This window comes from Billgrantia tianxiuensis (assembly GCF_009834345.1).
In the GTDB taxonomy this organism is placed as follows: domain Bacteria; phylum Pseudomonadota; class Gammaproteobacteria; order Pseudomonadales; family Halomonadaceae; genus Halomonas; species Halomonas tianxiuensis.
Window position 1 is genome coordinate 3,996,704 of the sequence record NZ_CP035042.1, and the last position, 21,853, is coordinate 4,018,556.

Sequence of the window (21,853 nt, forward strand, 5' to 3'; positions counted from 1 at the left end):
CGTCACAGCCAGTCAAGGTTCGGTTCGAACATCTGCTTTCAAGCCTATTTTTTACAACGGCAGGAGACCCCATGACCCGCAAGCAGCCCAATATCCTGTTCCTGATGGCCGACCAGATGACGGCATCGGCCCTACCCTTTTATGGCCATCCACTGGTCAAGACACCGAACCTGTCACGCCTGGCGGAGGAAGGCGTCGTGTTCGACTCGGCGTACTGCAACAGCCCGCTCTGCGCCCCCTCGCGCTTCACGCTGATGGCCGGCCAGCTGCCGTCGCGCATCGGCGCCTACGACAATGCCGCCGACTTTGCCGCCGACATCCCCACCTACGCCCACTATCTGCGCGATGCCGGCTACCTCACCGCCTTGTCGGGCAAGATGCACTTCTGCGGCCCCGACCAGCTCCACGGCTTCGAGGAACGCCTGACCACCGACATCTACCCGGCGGACTTCGGCTGGTTCGTCGACTGGGAAAACTTCGACGAGCGGCCGAGCTACTACCACAACATGTCCTCGGTCACTCAGGCCGGCCCCTGCGCACGTTCCAATCAGCTCGATTTCGACGACGAGGTCACCTTCCGCGCCAAGCGTTTCCTCTACGACTTCGCAAGGAACGGCGAGCAACGCCCCTTCTGCCTGACCGTGTCGCTGACCCATCCCCACGACCCCTATACCATTCCGCAGGAGTACTGGGACCGCTACGACCACGACGCCATCGACATGCCGCGAGTGCCTTACTCCCGCGAGCTGATGGACCCGCACTCCAAGCGCCTGCGCCATGTCTACCAGCTCGACGAGGACACCCTCAGCGACGCACAGATCCGCAACGCACGCCACGCCTACTATGGAGCGATCAGCTATGTCGACGACCAGATCGGCGCCGTGCTGAAGGTCCTCGAGGAGACCGGACTCGACCAGGACACCATCATTGTCTTCTCCGGCGACCACGGCGACATGCTTGGCGAGCGCGGCCTCTGGTACAAGATGAGCTGGTTCGAGGACTCGGCCCGGGTGCCGATGATCGTTCACGCTCCTGGCCGCTTCACTCCGGGCCGGGTACGCGAGTCGGTATCGACCATGGACCTGCTGCCGACCTTCGCCGAGTTCGCCCATGACGGCATCGCACCGGAATACGCCGCGCCCCTCGACGGCCGTAGCCTGCTGCCGCACCTGACCGGCAACGGCGGGCACGACGAAGTGATCGGCGAATACCTCGGCGAAGGCGCCATCGCGCCGCTGCTGATGATTCGCCGCGGGCGCTACAAGTTCGTCCACAGCGCGCCGGATCCGGACCAGCTGTTCGACCTCGAGGCCGACCCGCTGGAACTCCGCAACCTGGCAGAGGAACCTGCCTACCTGGACCTGTGCAAGCAGTTCCGCGACGAGGTCGCCAGCCGCTGGGACTATGTACGGCTGCACGCTGAGGTGATCGCCAGCCAGCGGCGGCGCAAGCTGGTCTCCCGTGCGCTCATGAAGGGTAGGGTCACGCCCTGGGATCACCAGCCGACGTTCGACGCCAGCACCCAGTACATGCGCAACACCATCGATCTGGACGATCTCGAGCGGCGCGCGCGCTTCCCGGCGGCCTCCGTCGAATAGCCATGATGGAAACCGCAACCGACGTTCGCCGGCAACCGGCCAGGCCCAAGCGCTGGTTGCCGTTTCTCGACTGGCTGCCGCAGCAGACGTCGCGCTCGCTGCGTGCCGAAGCCGTTGCCGGTTTGACCGGAGCGGTGCTGGTCGTGCCTCAAGGGGTAGCCTATGCCCTGCTGGCCGGGCTGCCCCCGAGTACGGCCTGTATACCGCCATCGTCCCGACGGTGCTGGCAGCGCTGTTCGGTTCCTCGCGGCAGATGGTCAGCGGGCCGACGGCGGCCCTATCCATCGCGCTGTTCGCCACCTTACAGCCCTTCGCCGAGGCGGGAAGCGGCGAGTTCATCGCCCTGGTGCTGACCCTGACCTTTCTTGCCGGCGCCTTCCAACTGCTGCTGGGCCTGGCACGACTGGGGGTGCTGGTCGATCTCGTCTCGCATTCGGTGGTGACGGGTTTCACCGCCGGCGCGGCGCTGATCATTGCCACCAGCCAGCTCCCCTATGCGCTGGGACTGGCTCCCATGGTGAGCAGCGGCTTTCTCGACGTCTGGCCCCAGCTGTTCGCCCGGGTCGGCGACATCCGTCCCGATGTCGTGCTGATCGCCGGCTTCACGCTCACCCTCTGCCTGGCATTTCAGCGCTGGCTGCCACGCTGGCCGGGCATGCTGCTGTCGCTCGTAGCAGCGTCGCTGCTGGCCGCCTGGCTCGACCCGACGCATAGCGAGATCCTGCGCATCGCCGAGGTGCCGGCCGGCCTGCCACCACTCTCGGCACCGGAGCTCTCATTCGACACCCTGCGCCTGCTGACACCCGGCGCCATCGCCCTGGGCTTGCTGGGGCTGGTCGAAGCCGCCGCGATCGCGCGGGCCTTCGCCGCTCGCTCGGGCGAAAGGTTGAACAGCAACCAGGAATTCATCGGCCAGGGGCTCTCCAACATCGGCGGAGCCTTCTTCTCCGCCTACGTCTCGTCGGGCTCGTTCACCCGCTCGGGACTCAACGCCAGTGCCGGGGCCCGCTCACCACTGGCGGCGGTACTGTCGGCGCTGTTCCTGATACCGATGGTGCTGGTCGCCGCTCCCCTGCTGCACCATGTGCCGATGTCGGCCATGGCTGGCCTGCTGCTGCTGGTTGCCGCCAAGCTGGTCGACCGGCACAGCATTCGCGAGACCCTGGCAATCAGCCGCTCGGAAACGGCGATCCTGCTGATCACCTTTTTCAGCACCCTGTTGCTGGCGCTGGAGTTCGCCATCTATTTCGGCGTACTGGCCTCGCTGGCCGTCTACCTGCGCCGGACCACCCGCCCGCCAGTGGTCGTATGCGCGCTGTCCCAAGCCCCTGCGGAGATTCAGCAGGCCCTGGAGGAGCCATGCTGCACCGTCGTCCGGATCGACGGATCACTGTTCTTCGGTGCCTGCGAATCGGTTGCCCGGCAACTCGAGTCTCACGACCGGCCGAACCTGGTGGTACTCGCGGCGGGGATCAACTTCATCGACCTAAGCGGCCTTCATCTGCTCCAGGGCCAGGCACGTCGCTGTCAGGCGCGGGGCGGAAGGCTGTACCTGGTCTGGACCAAGCCCGACGTCATGGCCCGCTTGCAACGAGCTGGCCTCGTCGATGGCGACAACGCTCGAAACCACGACAAGCCAATGGCAATAACAATATGAGAGGCTTTCCCCATGACACATCCACATCCCGACAGCGAGTCGACTAATCGGCTCAACCCCGCCGTGTTTCACGGCTCGGTAGCAGGCATATTGCTCTTCCTGATCTATGCCATTGCCTTCACCGAACACGCCACGGCATTCTTCAATGCCGGGCTGGACTGGATCGGCAACACCTTCGGTTGGTACTACATGCTGGCGGTCGTCGCCTATCTGGTCTTCGTGGTGATGATCGGCTTCTCGCGATTCGGCAAGATCCGCCTGGGCCCCGACCACTCGCGACCGGAGTTCTCGCTGCTGTCCTGGTCGGCGATGCTGTTCGCCGCCGGCCTGGGCGGCGCCATCCTGTTCTTCGTGGTCTCCGAACCGCTGACTCACTACCTGAATCCGCCCCTCGGCGAAGGCGGTACCGCCGAGGCACAACGGCAAGCCATCGTGCAAACCTTCATGCACTGGGGCATCTCGGGCTGGGGGCTCTACGTGCTGATGGGCATGGCCCTGGCCTATTTCAGCTATCGCCATCGGCTGCCCCTGGCGATTCGCTCGACGCTCTATCCGCTGCTGGGCAAGCGCATCTACGGCCCCATTGGCGATGCCGTGGACATCGCCGCCGTACTGGCTACCGTGTTCGGCATCGCCACGGCGCTGGGGATCGGCGTGATGCAGATGAACTACGGGCTGACCTACCTGTTCGGCATACCCGAGGGGCTGCCCGCGCAGATCATGCTGATCTTGCTGGTGGTGACCCTGGCCACCCTGTCGGTGGTGAGCGGCGTGAAGCGGGGTATTCGCCGGCTGTCGGAACTCAACCTGCTGCTGGTCGCGGGCCTGGTGCTGTTCGTGCTGCTCCAGGGCGATACGCTCAGGCTGCTCAACATGCTGGTCATGAACACCGGTGACTACCTGGTGGCGCTGACCGGTAAGAGCTTCGATACCTATGCCTATTCGCCCGAAGCACAAGGCTGGTTCAGCGGCTGGACGGTGTTCTTCTGGGGCTGGTGGATCGCCTGGGCGCCGTTCGTCGGCCTGTTCCTGGCACGCATTTCACGGGGACGCACCATCCGTGAATTCGTCGCCGGCGCCCTGTTCATCCCGCTCATCTTCGTGATGGTGATGATGTCCGTGTTCGGCAACAGCGGCATCGACATGGTCGAGCAAGGCCTGGTGGTACTCGGCGACCAAGCCGTGAACCGGCCCCCAGCCACTATCTACACCTTCCTCGAGCAACTGCCCATGGTCGGACTTACCGCCTCCCTGGTGCTGATGCTGAGCATCGTGTTCTTCGTCACCTCGGCCGATTCCGGTGCCTTGGTGCTGTCCAATTTCACCTACGTGCTGCGCGACGTGAACCACGACGCCCCCGCCCGGCTGCGGATCTTCTGGTCGGCGATCATCGGCCTGATCACCCTGGCACTGTTGATCGCCGGGGGACTGCGCACCCTGCAGAGCGCCGTGGTGATTGCCGCCCTGCCGTTCTCGGCGATCATCTTCCTGACCATGTTCAGCATGTACCGCTCGCTGAAGGTCGAAACCGGCAAGGCCGATGCTCGCCATCACATCCTTGCCAGCGCCTCCGCCACCAGCGACTGGCGCGAGCGTCTCGATCGCACCCTGGACGCCACCACGCAGAACGGCGCCGAGGGCACGCTACGTCACGCCATTCGCCCGGCATTGGCGGAACTGGCCGAGGAATTGACCCGCCGCGGCCAGAAGGCCACCGTCACCGAACAGCAAGTGGATGGCACCCAACTGCTCTGCCCGACCCTGCAGGTCGACTTCGAGGGCGCTCCCAGCTTCGTATATGGCATACGTCCGCAGCGCATGCAGCCGCCGAGCTTCCTGCCCGCGGACGATGACTACTACCTGCGCCTCGACGTGCATCTGGCCGAAGGCGGCCTGGGCCAGGATCTCAACGGCTACACGCGCATGCAGGTCGTGCATGACGTGCTCAATGAGTATCAGCGCCATCTGCGCTTCCTGGCCCACGCTAGCGAGCAGGGGTACCTGGAAACCTTTCCCCACCACACTGCGAAAGGCGATGGCGTGACACAAGCCGAACCTGCCTCGTAGCCAATTCGCAGACGGTATCGCCTGACCCGAAGAGCCCCACCCAGGTGGGGCTCGTCTTTCTACAAAGTCCCGCCGGCTGGCAAGACCCCGCCGCTTGGCAAGGACCCACCGGATACTCCAAACTGAAAAATTAGAGAGTCGGCACGCGAAGCGCCGAAGGAGGCAAGCATGGCAGGTGGCTGGTCGCGAGACGGAGCGGTACAAGAGCAGATCGACAGCACCATAGAGGATGCGTTGCAGCGCGCGCGCAGCGAACTGCCACGGGGTGAGAGCCTGACGCACTGCGAGGAGTGTGATGAGCCGATTCCCCAGGCTCGCCGCGAGGCCATGCCCGGCGTACGCCTGTGTATCGCCTGCCAGAACGAGCATGACAAGCAGCGTACGGTCTACAGCGGCTACAACCGACGCGGCAGCAAGGACAGCCAACTGCGCTGATCGTCACCCTCCCGGACACCTCGGCCCTCATCGAGCCTCACCCTTGGTGAGGCTCGTCTCGTGGTCACTCTCCTGGCCCGGGACAGCGCATCAGCGTGACTTCGTGGTCCTCACGGTCAAGATAGGTCAGCGTCAGAACCTCCCCGTCACCCTCTTCGTCTTCCTGTTCGAGAGACATCCGAATGCTTTCGTCAGTGGCCATGTCATCGGGCGGACAGTCGAGTTCAGCCACCCAGGCGTTAGCGCCTTCCTCTGTCACCGTCATGTCGCAGGACGCCTCGGTACCCTCGAAGCGCGATGGACCGAGCGTGATCGCACGATCCTCATCGCCTCCCTCGGCGCAAAGCGCCGGTTCGGTTGCCCAACGACCCGCGTAGGCAACGGCGTCTTCCAGCGCCGGGTCGGTGTCGTCCTGAGCGTGAACATGGCCACCGAAGCCAACCAGACCCACTGCGGCACACAGGGCCATCCATCCGTAGTGTCGTAGCTCCATGATTTCACCTTGGTATTAGGGAAACGCTGAACAAATCGACGAGCGAGATGAAGCACAAGGCGCACGGAGCGCAGGAACCGGAGCATATGGGGTATATGTGAGGATTCCGAGCGCCGCGCAACGTAGTGATTCGCGCGCGCAAACATTTGTGCAGTGTTTCCTTAGCGTTGTGTATGGGAGTCTCGCTATATCAGGGTAGACCACGGTTTACGGATGCCAGCCGGAGTACGCAAACCGGATACGCTTAGCGTCCTCATGATTTGCATGGGCGAAGCAGCCCGATATCATGGGGCCTTTCGCTGCCCCGGCATCACGGGGCCACACCATGCTCGAGACATCGCCATGCCGCTGCTCTATTTCCTGCCCCCGCTGGGTGCCGTGCTGATCTGGTCGGGTAACATGACCATCAACCAGCTCACCGTGGGCTCCATCGCGCCCAGCAGCATCGCCTTTCTGCGCTGGGTGCTGGCCCTGGCGATTCTCACTCCCTTTCTGCTGCCGGCCGCCTGGCGCCATCGCCACACCATCCGTCGCGAGTGGCTCAAGCTCGCCATTCTCGGCCTGCTCGGCATGGGGCTCTGGCAAGGACTCGCCTACGTGGCCGCAGAGACCACCTCGGCCACCAACATGGGCATTCTGGCCGCCATGGTGCCGCTGCTCACGGTGCTGCTCAGTGCGCTGATCCTGCGCGAGGCACCGAGTCTCGGCGGTACGGTGGGCGGGCTCGTCGCCCTGTTCGGTGTGCTGATACTGCTGGGACGCGGCGATCCGCTCTCGTTGCTCGAGCTGCGGGTAGCCCTCGGCGACCTGCTGATGGTGGTGGCGGCGACCTGCTACGCCCTCTACGGCGTGATGCTCAAGCGCTGGCCGCTGGATCTGCCACCCTGGGTGCTGCTCTATGCCCAGGTGGTTTTCGCCGTGCTGTTCCTGTTGCCACCCTACCTGATGGGACCGATGACACCGGTGGACAGCCAGAACGTGTGGCTGATCCTCTACGCCGGCATTCCGGCCTCGATCGTCACCACCTTCCTGTGGATGCGTGCCATCCGTCAGATCGGCGCCAGCCAGGCCAGTATCTTCATCAACCTGATGCCGCTGTTCAGCGCGTTGATCGCCATGGCATTCCTCGGCGAACGCATTGCCCTGTTCCATCTGGTCGGCGGCGCGCTGGTGCTGGCCGGGGTACTCATGGCCCAGACCCTGACCCAGCCGCTGATACGCAGAGCCACCCGCAACATATGACCGTCGATACCACCTCGCTCAACCAGGAGAGAAACTTCTTCACCACCGGCCAGACACTATGGTTGTTCGGCTACGGCTCGCTGATATGGAAAGCCGAGTTTCCCTTTCACGAGCGGCGCCCCGCCCATATCGTGGGCTGGGCCAGGCGCTTCTGGCAGGGTTCGCATGACCACCGCGGCACGCCAGAGGAACCGGGGCGCGTGGCCACCCTGGTCGAATCTCCCGGCGCGATCTGCCAAGGCATGGCCTACCGTATCGATGCCGACACGCTGGGCCCTCTGGATATTCGCGAAAAGAACGGCTACCTGCGCGAGCGGGTAGTATTGCACTTCCATGACGGTAGCCACGCCGAAGGGCTGATCTATCTTGCCACGGAGGGTAACGCTGCCTTCCTCGGCGACGCCCCGCTTGAAGAGATGGCCCGGCAGATCGCCACCGCCCATGGTCCCAGCGGTGCCAATCGCGACTATCTTCTTCAACTCGCCGAAGCGTTGGAACACCTCGGCGCCGAGGACAGCCACGTATTCGGACTAGCGGCACGAGTAAGAAGCATAAAAGAGGCATAAAAAGTAAAATTAGGCATCGGCCGGCCGAACATCGTCTTTTCACTGCGCTTTGGCTTCGCCGTCGTCTCGTCGCTGCTCTGCACTCTCGTCATGGTGGCCTTCGTGGCGCCCTACGAACCCATGGAGGGAGAAGTGAAGATCTACACCTTCGTCGTCTTTCTCTCCAGCGTTCTCTTCACTCTCGTGGCCAACTACCGTCTGGAAGCCAGCGAACGGCAATCTTACTTGTTGCTCCTGCGCGAGAAGCTACGGAACGAAGCCGCTCTTCAAGACAATCAGGCCCTGGCCAGGATCTCTGCCACCGACCCCTTGACCGGCGTGGCCAACCGCCGCCATTTCGACAGCATGCTGGCCCAGCGCTGGAGCGAGGCCATTGCCGAGCGTACGGTGATCGGCTTGCTGGTCATCGATATCGATTGCTTCAAGAACTACAACGATCGCTACGGCCATCTCCAGGGAGACGCCTGCCTGCGCCAGGTCGCCCTGGAGATGCAGCGCCATATCCGTCAGGAAGCCGACATGGTGGTGCGCTACGGTGGCGAGGAGTTCGTGGTGCTGCTGCCCAATGCTTCAGTCACTGCGGCCTTCCAGATCACCGAACGCATCCGCCAGGGCATCGAAGCATTGGCCATACCCAACGAAGGCGTTACGCACTCGCCCGTGGTCACGGTCAGCATCGGTGTGGCCGTGATGCGCCCGGTCGCAGCCCTGGCTTCTTCGGCACTGCTCTCGCACGCCGACGAGGCGCTCTACCAAGCCAAGCGCGAGGGGCGCAATCGCAGCGTACTGGCGCAACTGCAAGAAGGTGCGCCACCGGCCCGGACGCACAAGGGCATGCACCATGCCACAGGCCTTTCCTCATCCGAAACCGAGACGAAACAGTGACGCTACAGGACATACATGCGTAGCGGCATCCATAGGCCCATGCCGATCATGATCAGGTTCTCGGTCAGCGATACGAAGCCCAGCGGCACCTGGCTGTCGCCGCCCACGCAGGCGCACTTGAGTTCGCGCCTGTCGATATAGACCGCCTTGAACACCGAGACGGCGCCTACCGTACCGATGAACAGTGCGACGGGCGCGGCCAGCCACACCAGGGCACCGGCCAGCATCAGGATGCCTGCCAGCGTCTCGGCATAGGGATACACGTAGCCGTAGCGCACCTGGCGCTGAGCCAGCAGATCGTAGTTGAGGAACATGGTGCTGAAGCTCTCCACGTCCTTGAGCTTCTGCAGCCCCAGCAGGGTCATGGCAATGGCCACGAAGTACTCCGGCATTCTCGCGCTCAGCAAGGAGCCGGTCGCGGTCCAGCTGACGGCGAACCCCATCAGCAGCGCCGTGGCGAATAGGGCGATCACCGGCTGGTAGGTGGTCTCGTCCTCGCCCGGCGAGTCCAAGCCGAAATGCTCGCGCAGCTCGTCATAACCGCCAATGCGCTGGCCGTCGATGAAGGCCTGGGGCGTTGTATCGACGTCATGCTTCTCCTTGAATTCCTCCGTCTCCTCGCGCGTGGTCAGGTGGTGATCCTCCACCTCGAAGCCTTTCCTCTCCAGCAGGTCCTTGCTCTTAAGGCCGAAGGGGCACAGGTGCTCTTTCATGACCATGCGGTATAGCTTGGCCTGCTTGACCTGCCCTGCTGTCTGTCCGTGAGCCATGGCATCTCTCCTTGGGTCATGCATTCACCCCCAAGGGTAGTCAATCGACAGCGGTGGTGAACCTTCAGTGGTGGGCACGGCGGGATCGCCCAAAGCACCGTCGGCTCACCGGAAGAATCTGTGAGCCGACGGTGCTAACGCCAAGGGTTGCTGAGACTTCCCCAGGCGGAATCAGACTACGCTGACCTTCGCAGCGGAGTGCGCGCGGTTGTAGACGCTTTCATCGAGCTCGCTTTCACTCTTGCCGACCAGCACCGACACCATCAGGTCGCCGCAGACATTCACCGTGGTACGGGCCATGTCCAGGATGCGGTCGATACCGGCGATGATTGCCAGACCCTCCAGGGGCAGGCCCACGGTGGTCAGCACCAGCGACAGCATGATCAGCCCCGCCCCCGGCACGCCGGCGGTCCCGATCGACGCCAGGGTGGCGGTCATGACGATCAGCAGGTAGTCGGAAAACGCCAGATCGATGCCGAAGGCCTGGGCGATGAACAGGGCACAGACGCCCTGGTAGAGGGCGGTACCGTCCATGTTGATGGTGGCGCCCAACGGCAGGACGAAGCTGGAGACCCCCTTGGAGACCCCGAACTCTTCACGCGCGGCCTTGATGGAAGCCGGCAGGGTACCGGCGCTGCTGGTGGTGGTGAAGGCTACCGCCGCAGGATTGATCACCCCCTTGAGATAGCGCACCGGGTTCAGGCGCCCCAGGCTGCTGATCAGGCCGCTATAGAACACCACGACGTGAATGACACAGCCGATGTAGACCACGGCGATGACCTTGATCAGCGGCAGCAGGATACCGATGCCATAGGTGCCGGCCACCCAGGCCATCAGGCCGAACACGCCGTAGGGAGCCAGTTTCATGACCAGCTCGGTCAGCTTGTACATGGCTTCCGCCAGGCTCTCGAAGATCTGCACCGCCGGCTTGGCCTTCTCACCGCACAGGTTCAGGGCGATGCCCAATCCCAAGGCGAATACGATGATCTGCAGGATATTGCCGGTCGCCAGCGCATCGACCGGATTGGTCGGAATCATGTTGAGCAGCGTTTCGACCAGAGTTGGCGCGTCGCTGGCGGAAGGCGCACTGCCGGCGGCCACCATGTTGACACCCGTTCCCGGTGCGAAAAGCGTGCCCATGCCAAGGCCGATGCTGATCGCCACGGCCGTGGTGCCAAGATAGAGCGCCAGGGACTTGAGGCCGATGCGTCCCAGCTTGCGAGTGTCCTGCATCGAGGTGACGCCAGTCACCAGCGAGCAGAACACCAGCGGTACGATGAGCATCTTGATGGCGTTGAGGAAGAGCGTTCCGATCGGCTTCAGCAGTTCGGCATCGGGGCCCAGGATCACCCCTGCCAGCATGCCGAGGCCCATGCCGATCAGAATCTTCTTCCACAGCGCCAGCCTGCTCCAGAAACCGGCAGGACGGGACTCGGTAATAGTGGAATCCATGTCTACTCCTTTGTCGTTGTGGTCTGTCAGGGTGTCGAGTGCCACGGCAGCAATCCGCCTTGGCTCAACCCGTAGGGAACAGCAAGAAAGTTGCCAACCCAGAAAAACCAAGGGCAACCTTTTGTTTTCACGTAGGTATCGAGAAGAGAGCAGCGACAGGAACAGGCGTCGGAAGGGCTATAACGAAAGTCATGGCGAGGCCGCGACCTCCCCCGTTGAGTCTTTTTATTTCAATAGCTTGAAAGAGGAAAACCAAGGTTATAGCCATAACCTTGGTTATAGGGGTCTCACGACGACTGGGATTTCTTCAGTCGCTTGCTCAATGCCGGCTGGGAGATCCCCAGCAGGCGCGAAGCCAGGGACTGGTTCCCTTGGGCGCGCTTCATCGCTTCGGCGACCAGCAGGTCGGCCACCTCCTGCAGCGAGGGCAAGGGTCGCTCGGCAGCAAAGAGCGGTGCGTCGCTCTGCGCAGCGGGGTTCGCCGGGGCCGTGTCCTGCCCGATCACCCGACGGAACACCTCCATCGACAATACACCGCCCTGGTGACGGCTGAGGGCGTCGAAGCAGAGGGCGCGCAGCTCCCTGATGTTGCCGGGAAAGGCGTAGTGGCGCAGCAGTGCCGGCAGCTCCTTGGGCACCGTCGGCTTGTTGCGCCCGAGCTCCTCGGCGGCCTCGGCGAGGAAGTAATCCAGCAGCAGCGGAATGTCCCCCAGGCGCTGGCGCAGCGGAGGCAGCTCCACCTGGTGAGTGCGCAGGCGGTAGTAGAGGTCCTTGCGGAAGCTGCCGTCACGCTGCTTCCGCTCCAGATCCTGGTGGGTCGCCACCAGCACCCGGGCGTGGAGCCGCTTGGGCCGGTCGCTGCCGAGTGGGTAGTATTCGCCCTCCTGCAGCAGACGCAGCAGCTTGATCTGCGATGCCAGGCTGAGGTCCCCGATCTCGTCCAGCAGCAGGGTGCCACCGCTGGCCTGGTCGATCATTCCCGCGCGCGCCTTGTCGGCGCCGGTAAAGGCGCCGCGCTTGTGGCCGAACAGGGTGTCGGCAAAGATGCCATCGTCGAGGCCGGCCACGTTGACGCAGACCAGTGGCCCGCTGCGCCCGCTCAATACATGGATGGCACGGGCGATCGCCTCCTTGCCGGTGCCGCTCTCGCCGCTGATCAGTACAGGTTGGCTGCTTGCCGAGATCACCTCGAGGTACTGGAACACCGAGCGCATGCCTTTGTCCTGCGTCACGATGTCGGCAAACACCTCCGGCCGGTCGAGCGTATCGCTGAGGAAGCGGCGGCGCATCTCCAGGTTTTCCAGGCGCATCTCCTGCATTCGGATCGCCCGGTGAATGCCGTCGATCAGGCGGCTCTCCTCGGTGGTCTTGATGAAGTAGTCATGCGCGCCGAGGCGCATACAGTTCACTGCCGTTTCCAGCTGGTTCAGGCCGCTGACGACGATTACTCCGATCTCCGGGTGCTCCTCGACGATCTGGCGCAGCAGCGCTTCACCGGAGAGATGGGGCATGGTCAGGTCGAGCAGCACCAGTCCGATCGGTTCCCGGGCGAGGGTCTGCATGACATCGCGGCTGTCCTGGCACTGGTAGAGATGATTGATTCCCGCCTGGCTCTCCAGCATCAGGCTGAAGCTGCGCAGGAAGGAGGCTTCGTCGTCGACCAGCAGTATGCCGAAGGAGGGGTAGAGGTTACTGCTCATGGGTCGCTGCTCCCCGCTGGATCGGTAGCGCCAGCACCGCGCAAGTCCCTTTGCCGGGTGCAGAATCGTGACTCAAGGTACCACCGTGCTCCTGAACGATGCTGAGGGATACCGACAGGCCAAGCCCCATTCCGCCCTGGTCCCGCTTGGTGGTAAAGAAGGGGTCGCTGAGCCGCGAAAGGTTCTGCGGTTCGATGCCGCGCCCCTCATCGCGGACTTCGAGGCATAGCAGACGGCTGCCGGCATCGTGATAGGTTGCCACGCAGACGGCCTGGTCGCGAGAATCCAGCGCCTGGCAGGCATTGACGATCAGGTTGATCACCACCTGCTCGATCTTCTGGGCGTTGCCCCGGCAGCGCGGCACCGCTGGCGCGTAGCGGACCTCGAAGCGATCGGTGGAGTTGCGGATGGTGCTATCGACCAGGCGAATGGCGGCGGCCACCACCTCGTTGAGGTCCACCGACTCGTTCAGCTCGACAGGCCCCTGGCGGGCGAAATCCCGCAGATCGTCAACGATCCGGCGAATGCGCTGCGCGCCGCTGGAGATGTCCTCCAGCATGCGCGGTATCTCCTTGCTCATGCGGCTGTAGGGCAAGTGGCCCAGCAGGAAGTCGCCGTGCTGTTCATAATACGCCTCGTACGCCTCCTCGCTGTCGCGCAGCACCTCCTTGAGCATCGCCAGGTTCATCGTCACCAGGCTGCAGGGGTTGTTGATCTCGTGCGCCACGCCCGATACCAGTACCCCCAGCGAGGTCATCTTGTCGGTCTGGATCAGCTTTTGTTGCTGGACCTGCAGCTCCTGCGTACGCCGGGCGACCTCGCGGGTGAGCATCCGGTTCCAGATCACGATGCCGCCCAGGATCACCAGCAGCAGCACCGAGATCGCCGCCGCGCCCTGGCCAATCTTCTTCCAGGGCATGCCCTGGCGTTCCAGCGGCCCCAGCCATCGGTCGTAGATCTCCTGCTGCCGTCCGGTGTTGCGGAGGATCGCCAGTCCTTCGCTGAACTGCGCCAGCAGCTCCTCGTTGCCCTTGAGCACGCTGTAGCCGTAGCGTCGCGCGGCAAAGGTCTTGCCTATCGGCCTGATATTCGAGAGCTCCAGCTCACGGCCGAGATAGAGCCCCGGCAGATTCGCAACCAGCGCATAGTCATGCTTGCCGGAGGCCAGCAGGCGCAGCGCATCGGCATGGGCCTCGACCGGAACCAGCCGGGCGCCGACGTCGTGCTGCAGCATCAGGTCGTGCATGACGCCGTTCTCCTGCACGATCACCTCCTTGCCGCGCAGCTCCTGCAGATCATTGATCGCCGCCTCTCCCCTGCGCGCGAAGACCGACTGGTGGACGATGGCATGCGGAGGCGCGAAGTCGTACAGCTCGGCCCGCTCGGGTGAATGAGCCATCCCCTGGAGCACATCGATCTCACCCTCCGCCAAAAGCTGGCGCATCTCGGCCCAGTTGCCCAGCCGAATCTCCACCTCGATGCCCATCACCTCGGCGATCGCCCGGGTCAGGTCGGTGTTGTAGCCGGCCGGCTGCCCCTCCTTGTCGAGGAACTCGTAGGGCGGATAGTTGTGGTCGCCGCCAACCACGATGACCCGATTCTGGGCAACGGCCACGCCACCGCCGGTCGCCAGCGACAGAACCAGAGCGAACAGGCAAGCCAGCACGCCGCGATACAGGGAAGGAACCATTGGACAACTCCGAACGCACCCAACGTCAACGGCATGACGGAACGCGTCAGATACGCTGCCCACGGTGCTTTTCGGGCCTATTTTACCTCAACCCAAACGCCGATGGTTTCCTGTCGCCGGGAGGTACAGGCGTGAGCGTGTGGTGCTGGCTCAGCGAATCCCCGCCCTGAGGAACGACTGCACGAACTGGCGCTGGAACAGCAGGAAGGCGACCAGCAGCGGCGCGATGCTGAGCAGCGTGGCGGCGCTGACGGTGGCCCAGTTGACGCCGGTTTCCGGCGCCGAGAAGATGCCGAGCCCCACGGTGAGCGGACGGCTCTCCACCGAGTTGGTGACCACCAGCGGCCACAGGAAGTTGTTCCAGTGGTGGCTGATCGACACCAGGCCGTAGGCCAGGTAGGTGGGCTTGGCCAAGGGCACGTAGACCTTGAGCAGGATCGCCATCCAGCCGCAGCCCTCCACCCGGGCCGCCTCCTCCAACTCGCGGGGGATGGTCTTGAAGGTCTGTCGCAGCAGGAAGATGCCGAAGGCACTGGCCACGTAGGGCAGCCCGATACCGGTGATGGTGTCGACCAGCCCCAGGCCACTGGCGATACGGTAGTTCTCGACGATCAGCACCTCGGGAAAGACGAACAGCTGAATTAGCACCAGCATGAACAGCGCGTCGCGGCCGGGGATGGGGAAGCGGGCGAAGGCGAAGCCCGCCAGGGTACAGACCACGAACTGCGCCAGCACCACGCCGGTGACCAGCAGGAAGGTATTGAAGTAGTAGCGGGCGAACGGCGCCTGGGCCCAGGCGTTGGCGAAGTTGTCCAGCGTCAGCGGCGCGAACAGATCGAAGCGCACCATGTAGGCCGGCGGATGAAAGGCGGCCCAGATCGCGTAGAGCAGCGGGAATATCCAGATGATGGCCAGCAGCCAGGCGGCCGTGGTCTCGAGGCTCGGCACGCGCAGGGCGAAGCGGCTGACGGCGGGGCTGATGGCTCGGTTCATTGATAGTGCGTCCTGCGATCGATCACGGTGAACTTGAGCGTGGCCACCACCGCCAGCACCAGCAGAATCACCACGGTGATGGTGGCAGCATAGGTGCGGTCGAAGAACGAGAAGGCGTTCTCATAGACGTAGTAGAGCAGCAGGTTGGTGGCGTTGTTGGGCCCGCCCTTGGTCAGGATGAACAGGTGATCGACCACCCGCACGGCGTTGATCAGGGCATTGATCAGCACGAACAGCGTGGTCGGCATCAAGAGCGGGAAGGTCACCCGCCAGAAGAAGCTCCAGCGGCTGGTGCCCTCCAGGTCCGAGGCCTCCTTCAGCTCCGGCGGGATGCTCTGCAGCGCCGCCAGGTAGAAGATCATGAAGAAACCGGCCTCTTTCCACACCGTCATCACGATCACCGAGGTCAGCGCCACGCTGGGTCGCCCAGCCAGTTCACCCCGGAGAGCCCCAGCGCGCCGAGCAGCTTGTTGAACAGGCCGATCTGCGGCGCATAGAAGAACATCCAGATGTTGGCCGCGGCGATCATCGGCAGGATGGTCGGGGTGAAGTAGGCCATGCGCACGAAGCCGCGTCCCGGCAGGCGGGCGTTGACGAACAGCGCCATGCCCAGCGCCAGGGCGATGGAAGTGGGAATGGTGCCGAGGGCATAGATCAGGTTGTTGCGCGCCACCCGCCAGAAGGTGCGGTCCTCCACCAGCATGGCGTAGTTCTCCAGCCCGACGAACTCCGGCGGCGCGCCGCGGAAGCCGGGCAGGAAGAAGCTGTTGATCAGCGTGGCCACGGTGGGCAGGTAGGCGAAGGTGCCGAGCAGCACCGCCGCCGGCAGCAGCAACAGCGCGCCATAGATCTGCATGCGTCGGTCGGCATTGTGTATCAGCATGACTTGCCCCTGCTTCCCTTTGCCTCTCTTTGTTGAGTCCACAAAGGGAAGCGCTGCACAAATAGGCGAGCGAGATGAAGCGCAAGGCGCACGGAGCACAGTACCGAGCGAAGCGACAAACAGCCGTAGGCTGGCCCCGAAGGGGCGAGAAGCCGAAGGCTGCGAGTCAACCGGAGCCTATGGGGTATAGGTGAGGATTCCGACGGTCCGACGCTTCGGCACCGCGCAACGCCGCGATTCGCTCGCGCAGCCATTTGTCAGTGTTTCCTCAGCGGGAACGCGCGTAACGGCGCAAGGCAGCATCGGCCTCCGCCTGGGCCTGCTTGAGCGCTTCCTCCGGCGACATCTGGCCGGTCAGCGCCGCCTGCACGGCGTTGTCCAGCGCCCGGCGCACCCGCCCGCCCTGGTAGGTGGCCAGCTCCGCGGTGGCGTGTTCGAGCTGGTCGCGAGCCACCGCTGCGGGCGGGAACTCCTCGACGTAGTTGCGCAACGCCTCGGTCTCGTAGGAGGCGGGGCTCACGCCCATGTAGCCGGTCTCGATCGACCAGGCCGCGGCACGCTCGGGATCCGTCATCCAGCGGATGAAGGTCATCGCTGCGCGCTGCTCCTCCTCGCTGCTGTCCTTGAACAGGTAGAAGTTGCCGCCGCCGGTGGGGCTGCCGCGCTGGGTGCTCATGGGTAGCATGGCCACGCCGAAGTCAAAATCGGCCTCGTTGCGCACCGCGGTGAGGTTGCCAGTGGTGTGCCACATCATGGCAGTGGCGCCCTCGATGAAGTTCTGGCGCAGCGTGCCCCACTCGATGGTGCCGTCGGGCATGGCCTGGTGATCGCGGGCGAGCGATACCCAATACTCCAGCGCCTCGATGGCGGCCGGGTCGTCGAAGTAGACCTCGGTGCCCTCCTCGTTCATCAACCGGTGGCCGTTCTGGAAGGCAAAGGCCTGGAACATCCAGTAGGGATAGCCGGTGGAGGGTACCATCACGCCCCACTGCTCTCCGCCGCTTGCCTCGCGCACCGCGGCAGCCATCTCGGCCATTTCCTCCCAGTTCTCCGGCGGCGTCTCGGGGTCGAGCCCGGCTGCCTCGAAGGCGTCCTTGTTCCAGTAGAGCACAATGGTGGAACGCTGGAACGGAATGCCGTAGGTCTGGCCGTCGATCTGGCCGTTCTCCATCAGCCCCGGATAAAAGCCATCGAGCCACTCACGCTCCTCGTCGGTCTCGATGACTTCGTCGAACGCGATGATGGCGTCCTGCTCCAGCAGGTCGAACAGGTCGATGGAGAACAGCACCGAGAGCTGCGGTGCATTACCCGCCTCGATGGCCGACATGGCCCGTACCCGGGTATCGTCGTAGTTGCCGGCATAGATGGCATTCACCGAGATATCGGGATGCTCGTTCTCGAACTCAGCCACCAGGCCATCGATCACGTCGGTCAGAGCCCCGCCCACGGCGATCGGGTAGTACATGGTCAGTTCAGTCTGGGCCTGGGCGGTCAGCGAGCCGCTTGCCAGCAGGCCGACCAGGGCCGTTGCGCTCAGCCGGCCACTCTTGGTGAGTGCGAAGCGTGCGTTCATCGGTTCACTCCTGAAGAGTCGTTCCCTACGTGGTTGGACGAGGCTCGGGCCTCGTTGTCTTGCAATGACGCATGCGCCGCGGTGGAAAAGCCCGGCTCGAAGCGACGACGTCCGGGAGGCGCGGCAAGGTCGTGCCCCACAATCGCCAGCCGCCGCCCATCGCCTGCGTCGAAGAAATGCGCCGCCTCGCGCCGCCACTGTAGCCGGCACGCCGAACCGGCTGCGACGGTCGGCTTGCCGTCGAGCCGCGCACGCAGCTGCTGGCTGCCGACCTTGAGCCGTACGATGCTGTCGGCACCGAGGTATTCGGCGTCGACCACCTCGGCGGGCACGCCGTGGGCGTCGGCCGACAGCAGGCGAATCTCCTCGGGGCGCACGCCCAGCCAGTGGCCCTTGGCTTCGTGAGCCGCCACGCTGCAGTGAGGCTCGCCTTCGATCACCGCACCGTCGGCGGCAGCGGCGAGCGTCACCAGGTTCATCGCCGGGCTGCCAATGAAACCGGCGGCGAACGCCGTCGCCGGCTTGGCATAGAGCTCTTCAGGCGTACCGTCCTGCACGATGCCGCCGTCCTGCATCAGGATCACCCGATCGCCCATGCTCATCGCCTCCACCTGATCATGGGTGACGTAGATTACCGTCATACCGAGACGCTGTTGCAACGCTTTGATCTCGCGGCGCATCTCGCCGCGCAGGCGGGCATCGAGGTTGGAGAGCGGCTCGTCCATCAGGCAGATGGGGTGTTCGGAGATGATCGCCCGGGCCAGGGCAACCCGCTGGCGCTGGCCGCCGGAGAGCTGCGCCGGCTTGCGTTCAAGATAAGCTTCGAGATCGACCAGTTGGGCCACCCGCGCCAGCCGCTCGCACCGCTCGGCCTTGGGCACCTTGCGGCTGCGCAGGCCGAAGACGATGTTGTCGGCCACGCTGAGGTGGGGAAACAGCGCGTAGGACTGGAACACCATGCTGATGCCCCGGTCGCCAGGCGGCAGGTGGGTAACGTCGCGCTCGCCGATGTGGATACGTCCGGCACTAGCCTGTTCGAGACCGGCGATCATGCGCAGTGTGGTCGACTTGCCACAGCCCGAGGGGCCGAGCAGGATGACGAACTCGCCCGGCGCCACGTCGAAGCCGATGCTGTCGACGGCCACGGTCTCGCCCCAGCGTTTGCTGACGCTCTCGAGCCGGATTTGCTGACGGTTCCTCAGGTCGACATGCGAGCCTTGGCGTCGCTGATTGTTATTGTCTGGGTTCATGCTGCGTCCGCGTTGCCCGTGAAGGCGTGACATGGCTGTCATCGATTCTCCCGAACTCAGCGTAGCCGGTAATTCGACAATTTGCGGTCATCCTGGCGCCTTTCGATGACGCAGCGATGACGGAATGACGACCGATGGCGACGTCCTGGCGGCCCTTACCGCATGCTAGAATGGCAGCTTTCCCCTGATCAGGAACCGAGCGCAATGTCCCTTGACGACCTGCATCTCAATCTCCGCAACCTGACGCAGGACGATTACCCTCAGCTCAAGCAGCTGATGGATGCCGTCTACGACGACATCGGTGGCGCCTGGCCGCAGCATTCCATCGACCGGCTGATCCAGGAGTTCCCCGACGGCCAGATCGCCATTGAGGACGACGAGCGGCTGGTGGGCGTGGCGCTGACCGTGCGGGTCGACTACGACGAGTTCTCCAATCCGCACAAGTACGACGACCTGGTGGGCAACCGCGAGATTATCCTCAACGACCCCGAAGGCGACGCCATGTACGGGCTGGACGTGCTGATCCATCCTGACTATCGCGGCTACCGCCTGGGCCGGCGCCTCTACGAAGCGCGCAAGGAGCTGTGCCGCTCGCTCAACCTGCGGGCGATACTGGCCGGAGGACGTATTCCCCAGTACCACGAACACGCCGGAGAGCTGTCGCCCACCGAGTACATCGACCAGGTGGCACGCAAGGCGATCTACGACCCGATCCTGTCGTTCCAGCTGGCCAACGACTTCCAGGTCAAGCGGCTATTGCGCAAGTATCTGCCCGAAGATGAGAAATCCCAGGGTTACGCCACTCTGCTGGAGTGGAACAACATCCTCTATGAACCCGCCGAGCGGGTACTGGAGAACCGCCCCACCCAGGTGCGCGTGGGGGCGGTGCAGTGGCAGATGCGCGAGTGCGCTTCGGTTGAGTCGGTGCTGCAGCAGGTGGAGTACTTCGTCGACGCCATCTCCAGCTACCAGAGCGATTTCGCCGTCTTCCCGGAGCTGTTCAATGCACCGCTGATGGGCCTGCAGGACCGCGCCACCCAGCAGGACCAGCTCGCTGCCATTCGCTACTTGGCCGGTTTCACCGAGCAGTTCAAGACCGAGATATCGCGCATGGCGGTCTCCTACAACATCAACATTATTGCCGGCTCGATGATCGAGGAGCGTGAGGACGGTCGGCTCTACAACGTCAGCTACCTGTGCCACCGCGACGGCCACGTGGAGCACCAGTCGAAGCTCCACATCACCCCCCAGGAGCGCCGCGAGTGGGTGATCGAGGGCGGCGACGAGCTGCGCGTGTTCGAGACCGATGCCGGACGCATCGGCATCCTGATCTGCTATGACGTGGAGTTCCCCGAACTCGGCCGACTGCTGGCCGACCAGGACATGGATATCCTGTTCGTGCCGTTCTGGACCGATACCAAGAACGGCTACCTGCGGGTGCGCCACTGCGCCCAGGCAAGGGCCATCGAGAACGAATGCTACGTGGTGCTGTGCGGCAGCGTGGGCAACGTGCCGTCGATCCGTAACCTGGACATCCAGTACGCCCAGTCGGCGGTGTTCTCGCCCTCGGACTTCGCCTTCCCTCACGACGCAGTGCTCTCCGAGACCACGCCCAACACCGAGATGGTGATCTTCTCCGACCTCGACCTCACCCGCCTCACCGTGGTGCGCGCCGAGGGCTCGGTGACCAACCTCAAGGATCGGCGCAAGGATCTGTTCGACCTGCGCTGGCGCGATTGGTCGTGGAAGTCCGGCGCACGGCAGGAAGAGAGCTGAGGCCATGCTTGGTCGCCTGCGCCGCTGGCGGGTCGAGCGCTTCGAGGCCCGCCACCCGTTCCCGGCGGATGCCTGGGCCGAAGCCCGCTCGCGCCTGCCGCTGTTGGCCGTCCTCGGCGACGACGAGGCCGAGCGCCTCGGGCGTCGCGCGTGGCGGTTCCTGCATACCAAGCGCCTGAGCATGCACCCCGACCTGGCCGCGAGCACACCGTTCGACGAGCCCGCGCAGCTCGCCCTGGCCGCCCAGGCCTGCCTGCTGACGCTGAGCTGGTCGGAAGACGACCACGACGAGGCGTTCAGCGGCTTTCACGAAATCCTGATCCTGCCCGACGCTTTCCACCGTCAGGTGGAGGAGATGGACGAATTCGGCGTGATGCACGCCTACGAGGACGAGCGGGCGGGAGAGACCTCGCATCAGGGCCCGGTGGTGGTAGCCTTTCCCGACCTGATGGAGAGCGGCGACTTCACCGGCTTCAACGTGGTGATCCACGAGCTCGCCCACAAGCTCGACATGGGCAACTCACTCGACGTCGACGGTTTCCCGCCGCTGCCACGCGACCTGGACCCGAAGGAGTGGCACCGCGTATTCACCGCAGTGTGGGATGACTTGCAGGCGCACCTCAAGCGAGGTGAGGAGCCACCCATCGACGACTACGCTGCCACCCATCCCGGCGAGTGCTTCGCGGTGTGCTGCGAATACTTCTTTTCTGCCCCCGACGTGCTCAGCGGCGCCTACCCCGATCTCTACGAGCTACTCACGCACTACTTCCGCCAGGACCCGCTGCGCCGCCTGCCCGAAGCCGGCGCCACCACGCACGCCTGA

At 64.1% G+C, this 21,853-nt stretch carries 17 protein-coding genes and 2 pseudogenes; 10 read left to right on the top strand and 9 right to left on the bottom strand.

Translation table 11 applies throughout. The features are described from left to right. The first annotated feature begins 71 nt into the window (after positions 1 to 71). The 5 genes and pseudogenes from betC to EKK97_RS18620 all read left to right on the top strand — a co-directional run bounded on the left by betC (position 72) and on the right by EKK97_RS18620 (position 5,757). Positions 72 to 1,598 (top strand): choline-sulfatase, encoded by a 1,527-nt coding sequence (gene betC / locus EKK97_RS18605; protein WP_159554176.1) that lies wholly within the window; start codon positions 72 to 74, stop codon positions 1,596 to 1,598. 5 nt (positions 1,599 to 1,603) lie between these two features. Beyond that, a pseudogene (locus tag EKK97_RS18610) lies at positions 1,604 to 2,742 on the top strand (SulP family inorganic anion transporter); the annotation flags it as partial. A gap of 156 nt (positions 2,743 to 2,898) precedes the next feature. Further along, positions 2,899 to 3,255 carry a sodium-independent anion transporter gene (locus EKK97_RS25030; RefSeq protein ID WP_236551467.1) on the top strand — a complete coding sequence of 119 codons (357 nt, stop codon included), beginning with the start codon at positions 2,899 to 2,901 and terminating at the stop codon, positions 3,253 to 3,255. Between the two features lie 12 nt (positions 3,256 to 3,267). Continuing rightward, positions 3,268 to 5,322 carry a choline BCCT transporter BetT gene (gene betT / locus EKK97_RS18615; protein WP_159554178.1) on the top strand — a complete coding sequence of 685 codons (2,055 nt, stop codon included), beginning with the start codon at positions 3,268 to 3,270 and terminating at the stop codon, positions 5,320 to 5,322. A 168-nt stretch (positions 5,323 to 5,490) separates the two neighbouring features. Next, positions 5,491 to 5,757 carry a DksA/TraR family C4-type zinc finger protein gene (locus EKK97_RS18620; protein ID WP_159554180.1) on the top strand — a complete coding sequence of 89 codons (267 nt, stop codon included), beginning with the start codon at positions 5,491 to 5,493 and terminating at the stop codon, positions 5,755 to 5,757. A gap of 64 nt (positions 5,758 to 5,821) precedes the next feature. Here EKK97_RS18620 and EKK97_RS18625 read toward each other — a convergent pair whose 3' ends face one another. After that, complete coding sequence (locus EKK97_RS18625) at positions 5,822 to 6,250, bottom strand: hypothetical protein (protein WP_159554182.1); 429 nt, start codon at positions 6,248 to 6,250, stop codon at positions 5,822 to 5,824. 342 nt (positions 6,251 to 6,592) lie between these two features. Here EKK97_RS18625 and EKK97_RS18630 point away from each other — a divergent pair, with 342 nt between their 5' ends. The 3 genes from EKK97_RS18630 to EKK97_RS18640 all read left to right on the top strand — a co-directional run bounded on the left by EKK97_RS18630 (position 6,593) and on the right by EKK97_RS18640 (position 8,943). Then, positions 6,593 to 7,492, top strand: coding sequence for a DMT family transporter (locus EKK97_RS18630; RefSeq protein WP_159554184.1), 900 nt, complete (start codon positions 6,593 to 6,595; stop codon positions 7,490 to 7,492). Next, the gene (locus EKK97_RS18635; protein WP_159554186.1) at positions 7,489 to 8,058 is read left to right on the top strand and encodes a gamma-glutamylcyclotransferase; all 570 of its coding nucleotides are present in this window, start codon (positions 7,489 to 7,491) and stop codon (positions 8,056 to 8,058) included. Before EKK97_RS18630 ends, EKK97_RS18635 begins: the two co-directional genes overlap by 4 nt. 102 nt (positions 8,059 to 8,160) lie before the next feature. Beyond that, positions 8,161 to 8,943, top strand: a complete 783-nt coding sequence (locus tag EKK97_RS18640) for a diguanylate cyclase (protein WP_159554188.1) — start codon at positions 8,161 to 8,163, stop codon at positions 8,941 to 8,943. A 2-nt stretch (positions 8,944 to 8,945) separates the two neighbouring features. Here EKK97_RS18640 and EKK97_RS18645 read toward each other — a convergent pair whose 3' ends face one another. The 8 genes and pseudogenes from EKK97_RS18645 to EKK97_RS18680 all read right to left on the bottom strand — a co-directional run bounded on the left by EKK97_RS18645 (position 8,946) and on the right by EKK97_RS18680 (position 19,254). Beyond that, positions 8,946 to 9,713, bottom strand: a complete 768-nt coding sequence (locus EKK97_RS18645) for a glutaredoxin family protein (RefSeq protein ID WP_159554190.1) — start codon at positions 9,711 to 9,713, stop codon at positions 8,946 to 8,948. A 171-nt stretch (positions 9,714 to 9,884) separates the two neighbouring features. Continuing rightward, on the bottom strand, positions 9,885 to 11,165 hold the full coding sequence (locus EKK97_RS18650; RefSeq protein WP_159554192.1) for a dicarboxylate/amino acid:cation symporter: 1,281 nt from the start codon (positions 11,163 to 11,165) through the stop codon (positions 9,885 to 9,887). 287 nt (positions 11,166 to 11,452) lie between these two features. Further along, positions 11,453 to 12,865, bottom strand: a complete 1,413-nt coding sequence (locus tag EKK97_RS18655; protein WP_159554194.1) for a sigma-54-dependent transcriptional regulator — start codon at positions 12,863 to 12,865, stop codon at positions 11,453 to 11,455. Beyond that, complete coding sequence (locus EKK97_RS18660; RefSeq protein WP_159554196.1) at positions 12,855 to 14,555, bottom strand: transporter substrate-binding domain-containing protein; 1,701 nt, start codon at positions 14,553 to 14,555, stop codon at positions 12,855 to 12,857. The genes EKK97_RS18655 and EKK97_RS18660 overlap by 11 nt, the downstream gene beginning before the upstream one ends. Positions 14,556 to 14,705: 150 nt before the next feature. Continuing rightward, positions 14,706 to 15,548, bottom strand: a complete 843-nt coding sequence (locus EKK97_RS18665; RefSeq protein WP_159554198.1) for a carbohydrate ABC transporter permease — start codon at positions 15,546 to 15,548, stop codon at positions 14,706 to 14,708. After that, positions 15,545 to 16,431, bottom strand: a pseudogene (locus tag EKK97_RS18670) (carbohydrate ABC transporter permease). Before EKK97_RS18670 ends, EKK97_RS18665 begins: the two are co-directional and overlap by 4 nt. Positions 16,432 to 16,699: 268 nt before the next feature. Further along, on the bottom strand, positions 16,700 to 18,004 hold the full coding sequence (locus EKK97_RS18675) for an ABC transporter substrate-binding protein (protein WP_159554200.1): 1,305 nt from the start codon (positions 18,002 to 18,004) through the stop codon (positions 16,700 to 16,702). Beyond that, complete coding sequence (locus tag EKK97_RS18680; RefSeq protein WP_159554202.1) at positions 18,001 to 19,254, bottom strand: ABC transporter ATP-binding protein; 1,254 nt, start codon at positions 19,252 to 19,254, stop codon at positions 18,001 to 18,003. The genes EKK97_RS18675 and EKK97_RS18680 overlap by 4 nt, the downstream gene beginning before the upstream one ends. Before the next feature lie 204 nt (positions 19,255 to 19,458). On the opposite strand from EKK97_RS18680, the gene EKK97_RS18685 reads away from it, so the two are divergent. Both EKK97_RS18685 and EKK97_RS18690 read left to right on the top strand, forming a co-directional pair. Beyond that, positions 19,459 to 21,030: a bifunctional GNAT family N-acetyltransferase/carbon-nitrogen hydrolase family protein gene (locus EKK97_RS18685; RefSeq protein ID WP_159554204.1), complete on the top strand. Its 1,572-nt coding sequence runs from the start codon at positions 19,459 to 19,461 to the stop codon at positions 21,028 to 21,030. Between the two features lie 4 nt (positions 21,031 to 21,034). Next, positions 21,035 to 21,853: a M90 family metallopeptidase gene (locus tag EKK97_RS18690; protein WP_159554206.1), complete on the top strand. Its 819-nt coding sequence runs from the start codon at positions 21,035 to 21,037 to the stop codon at positions 21,851 to 21,853.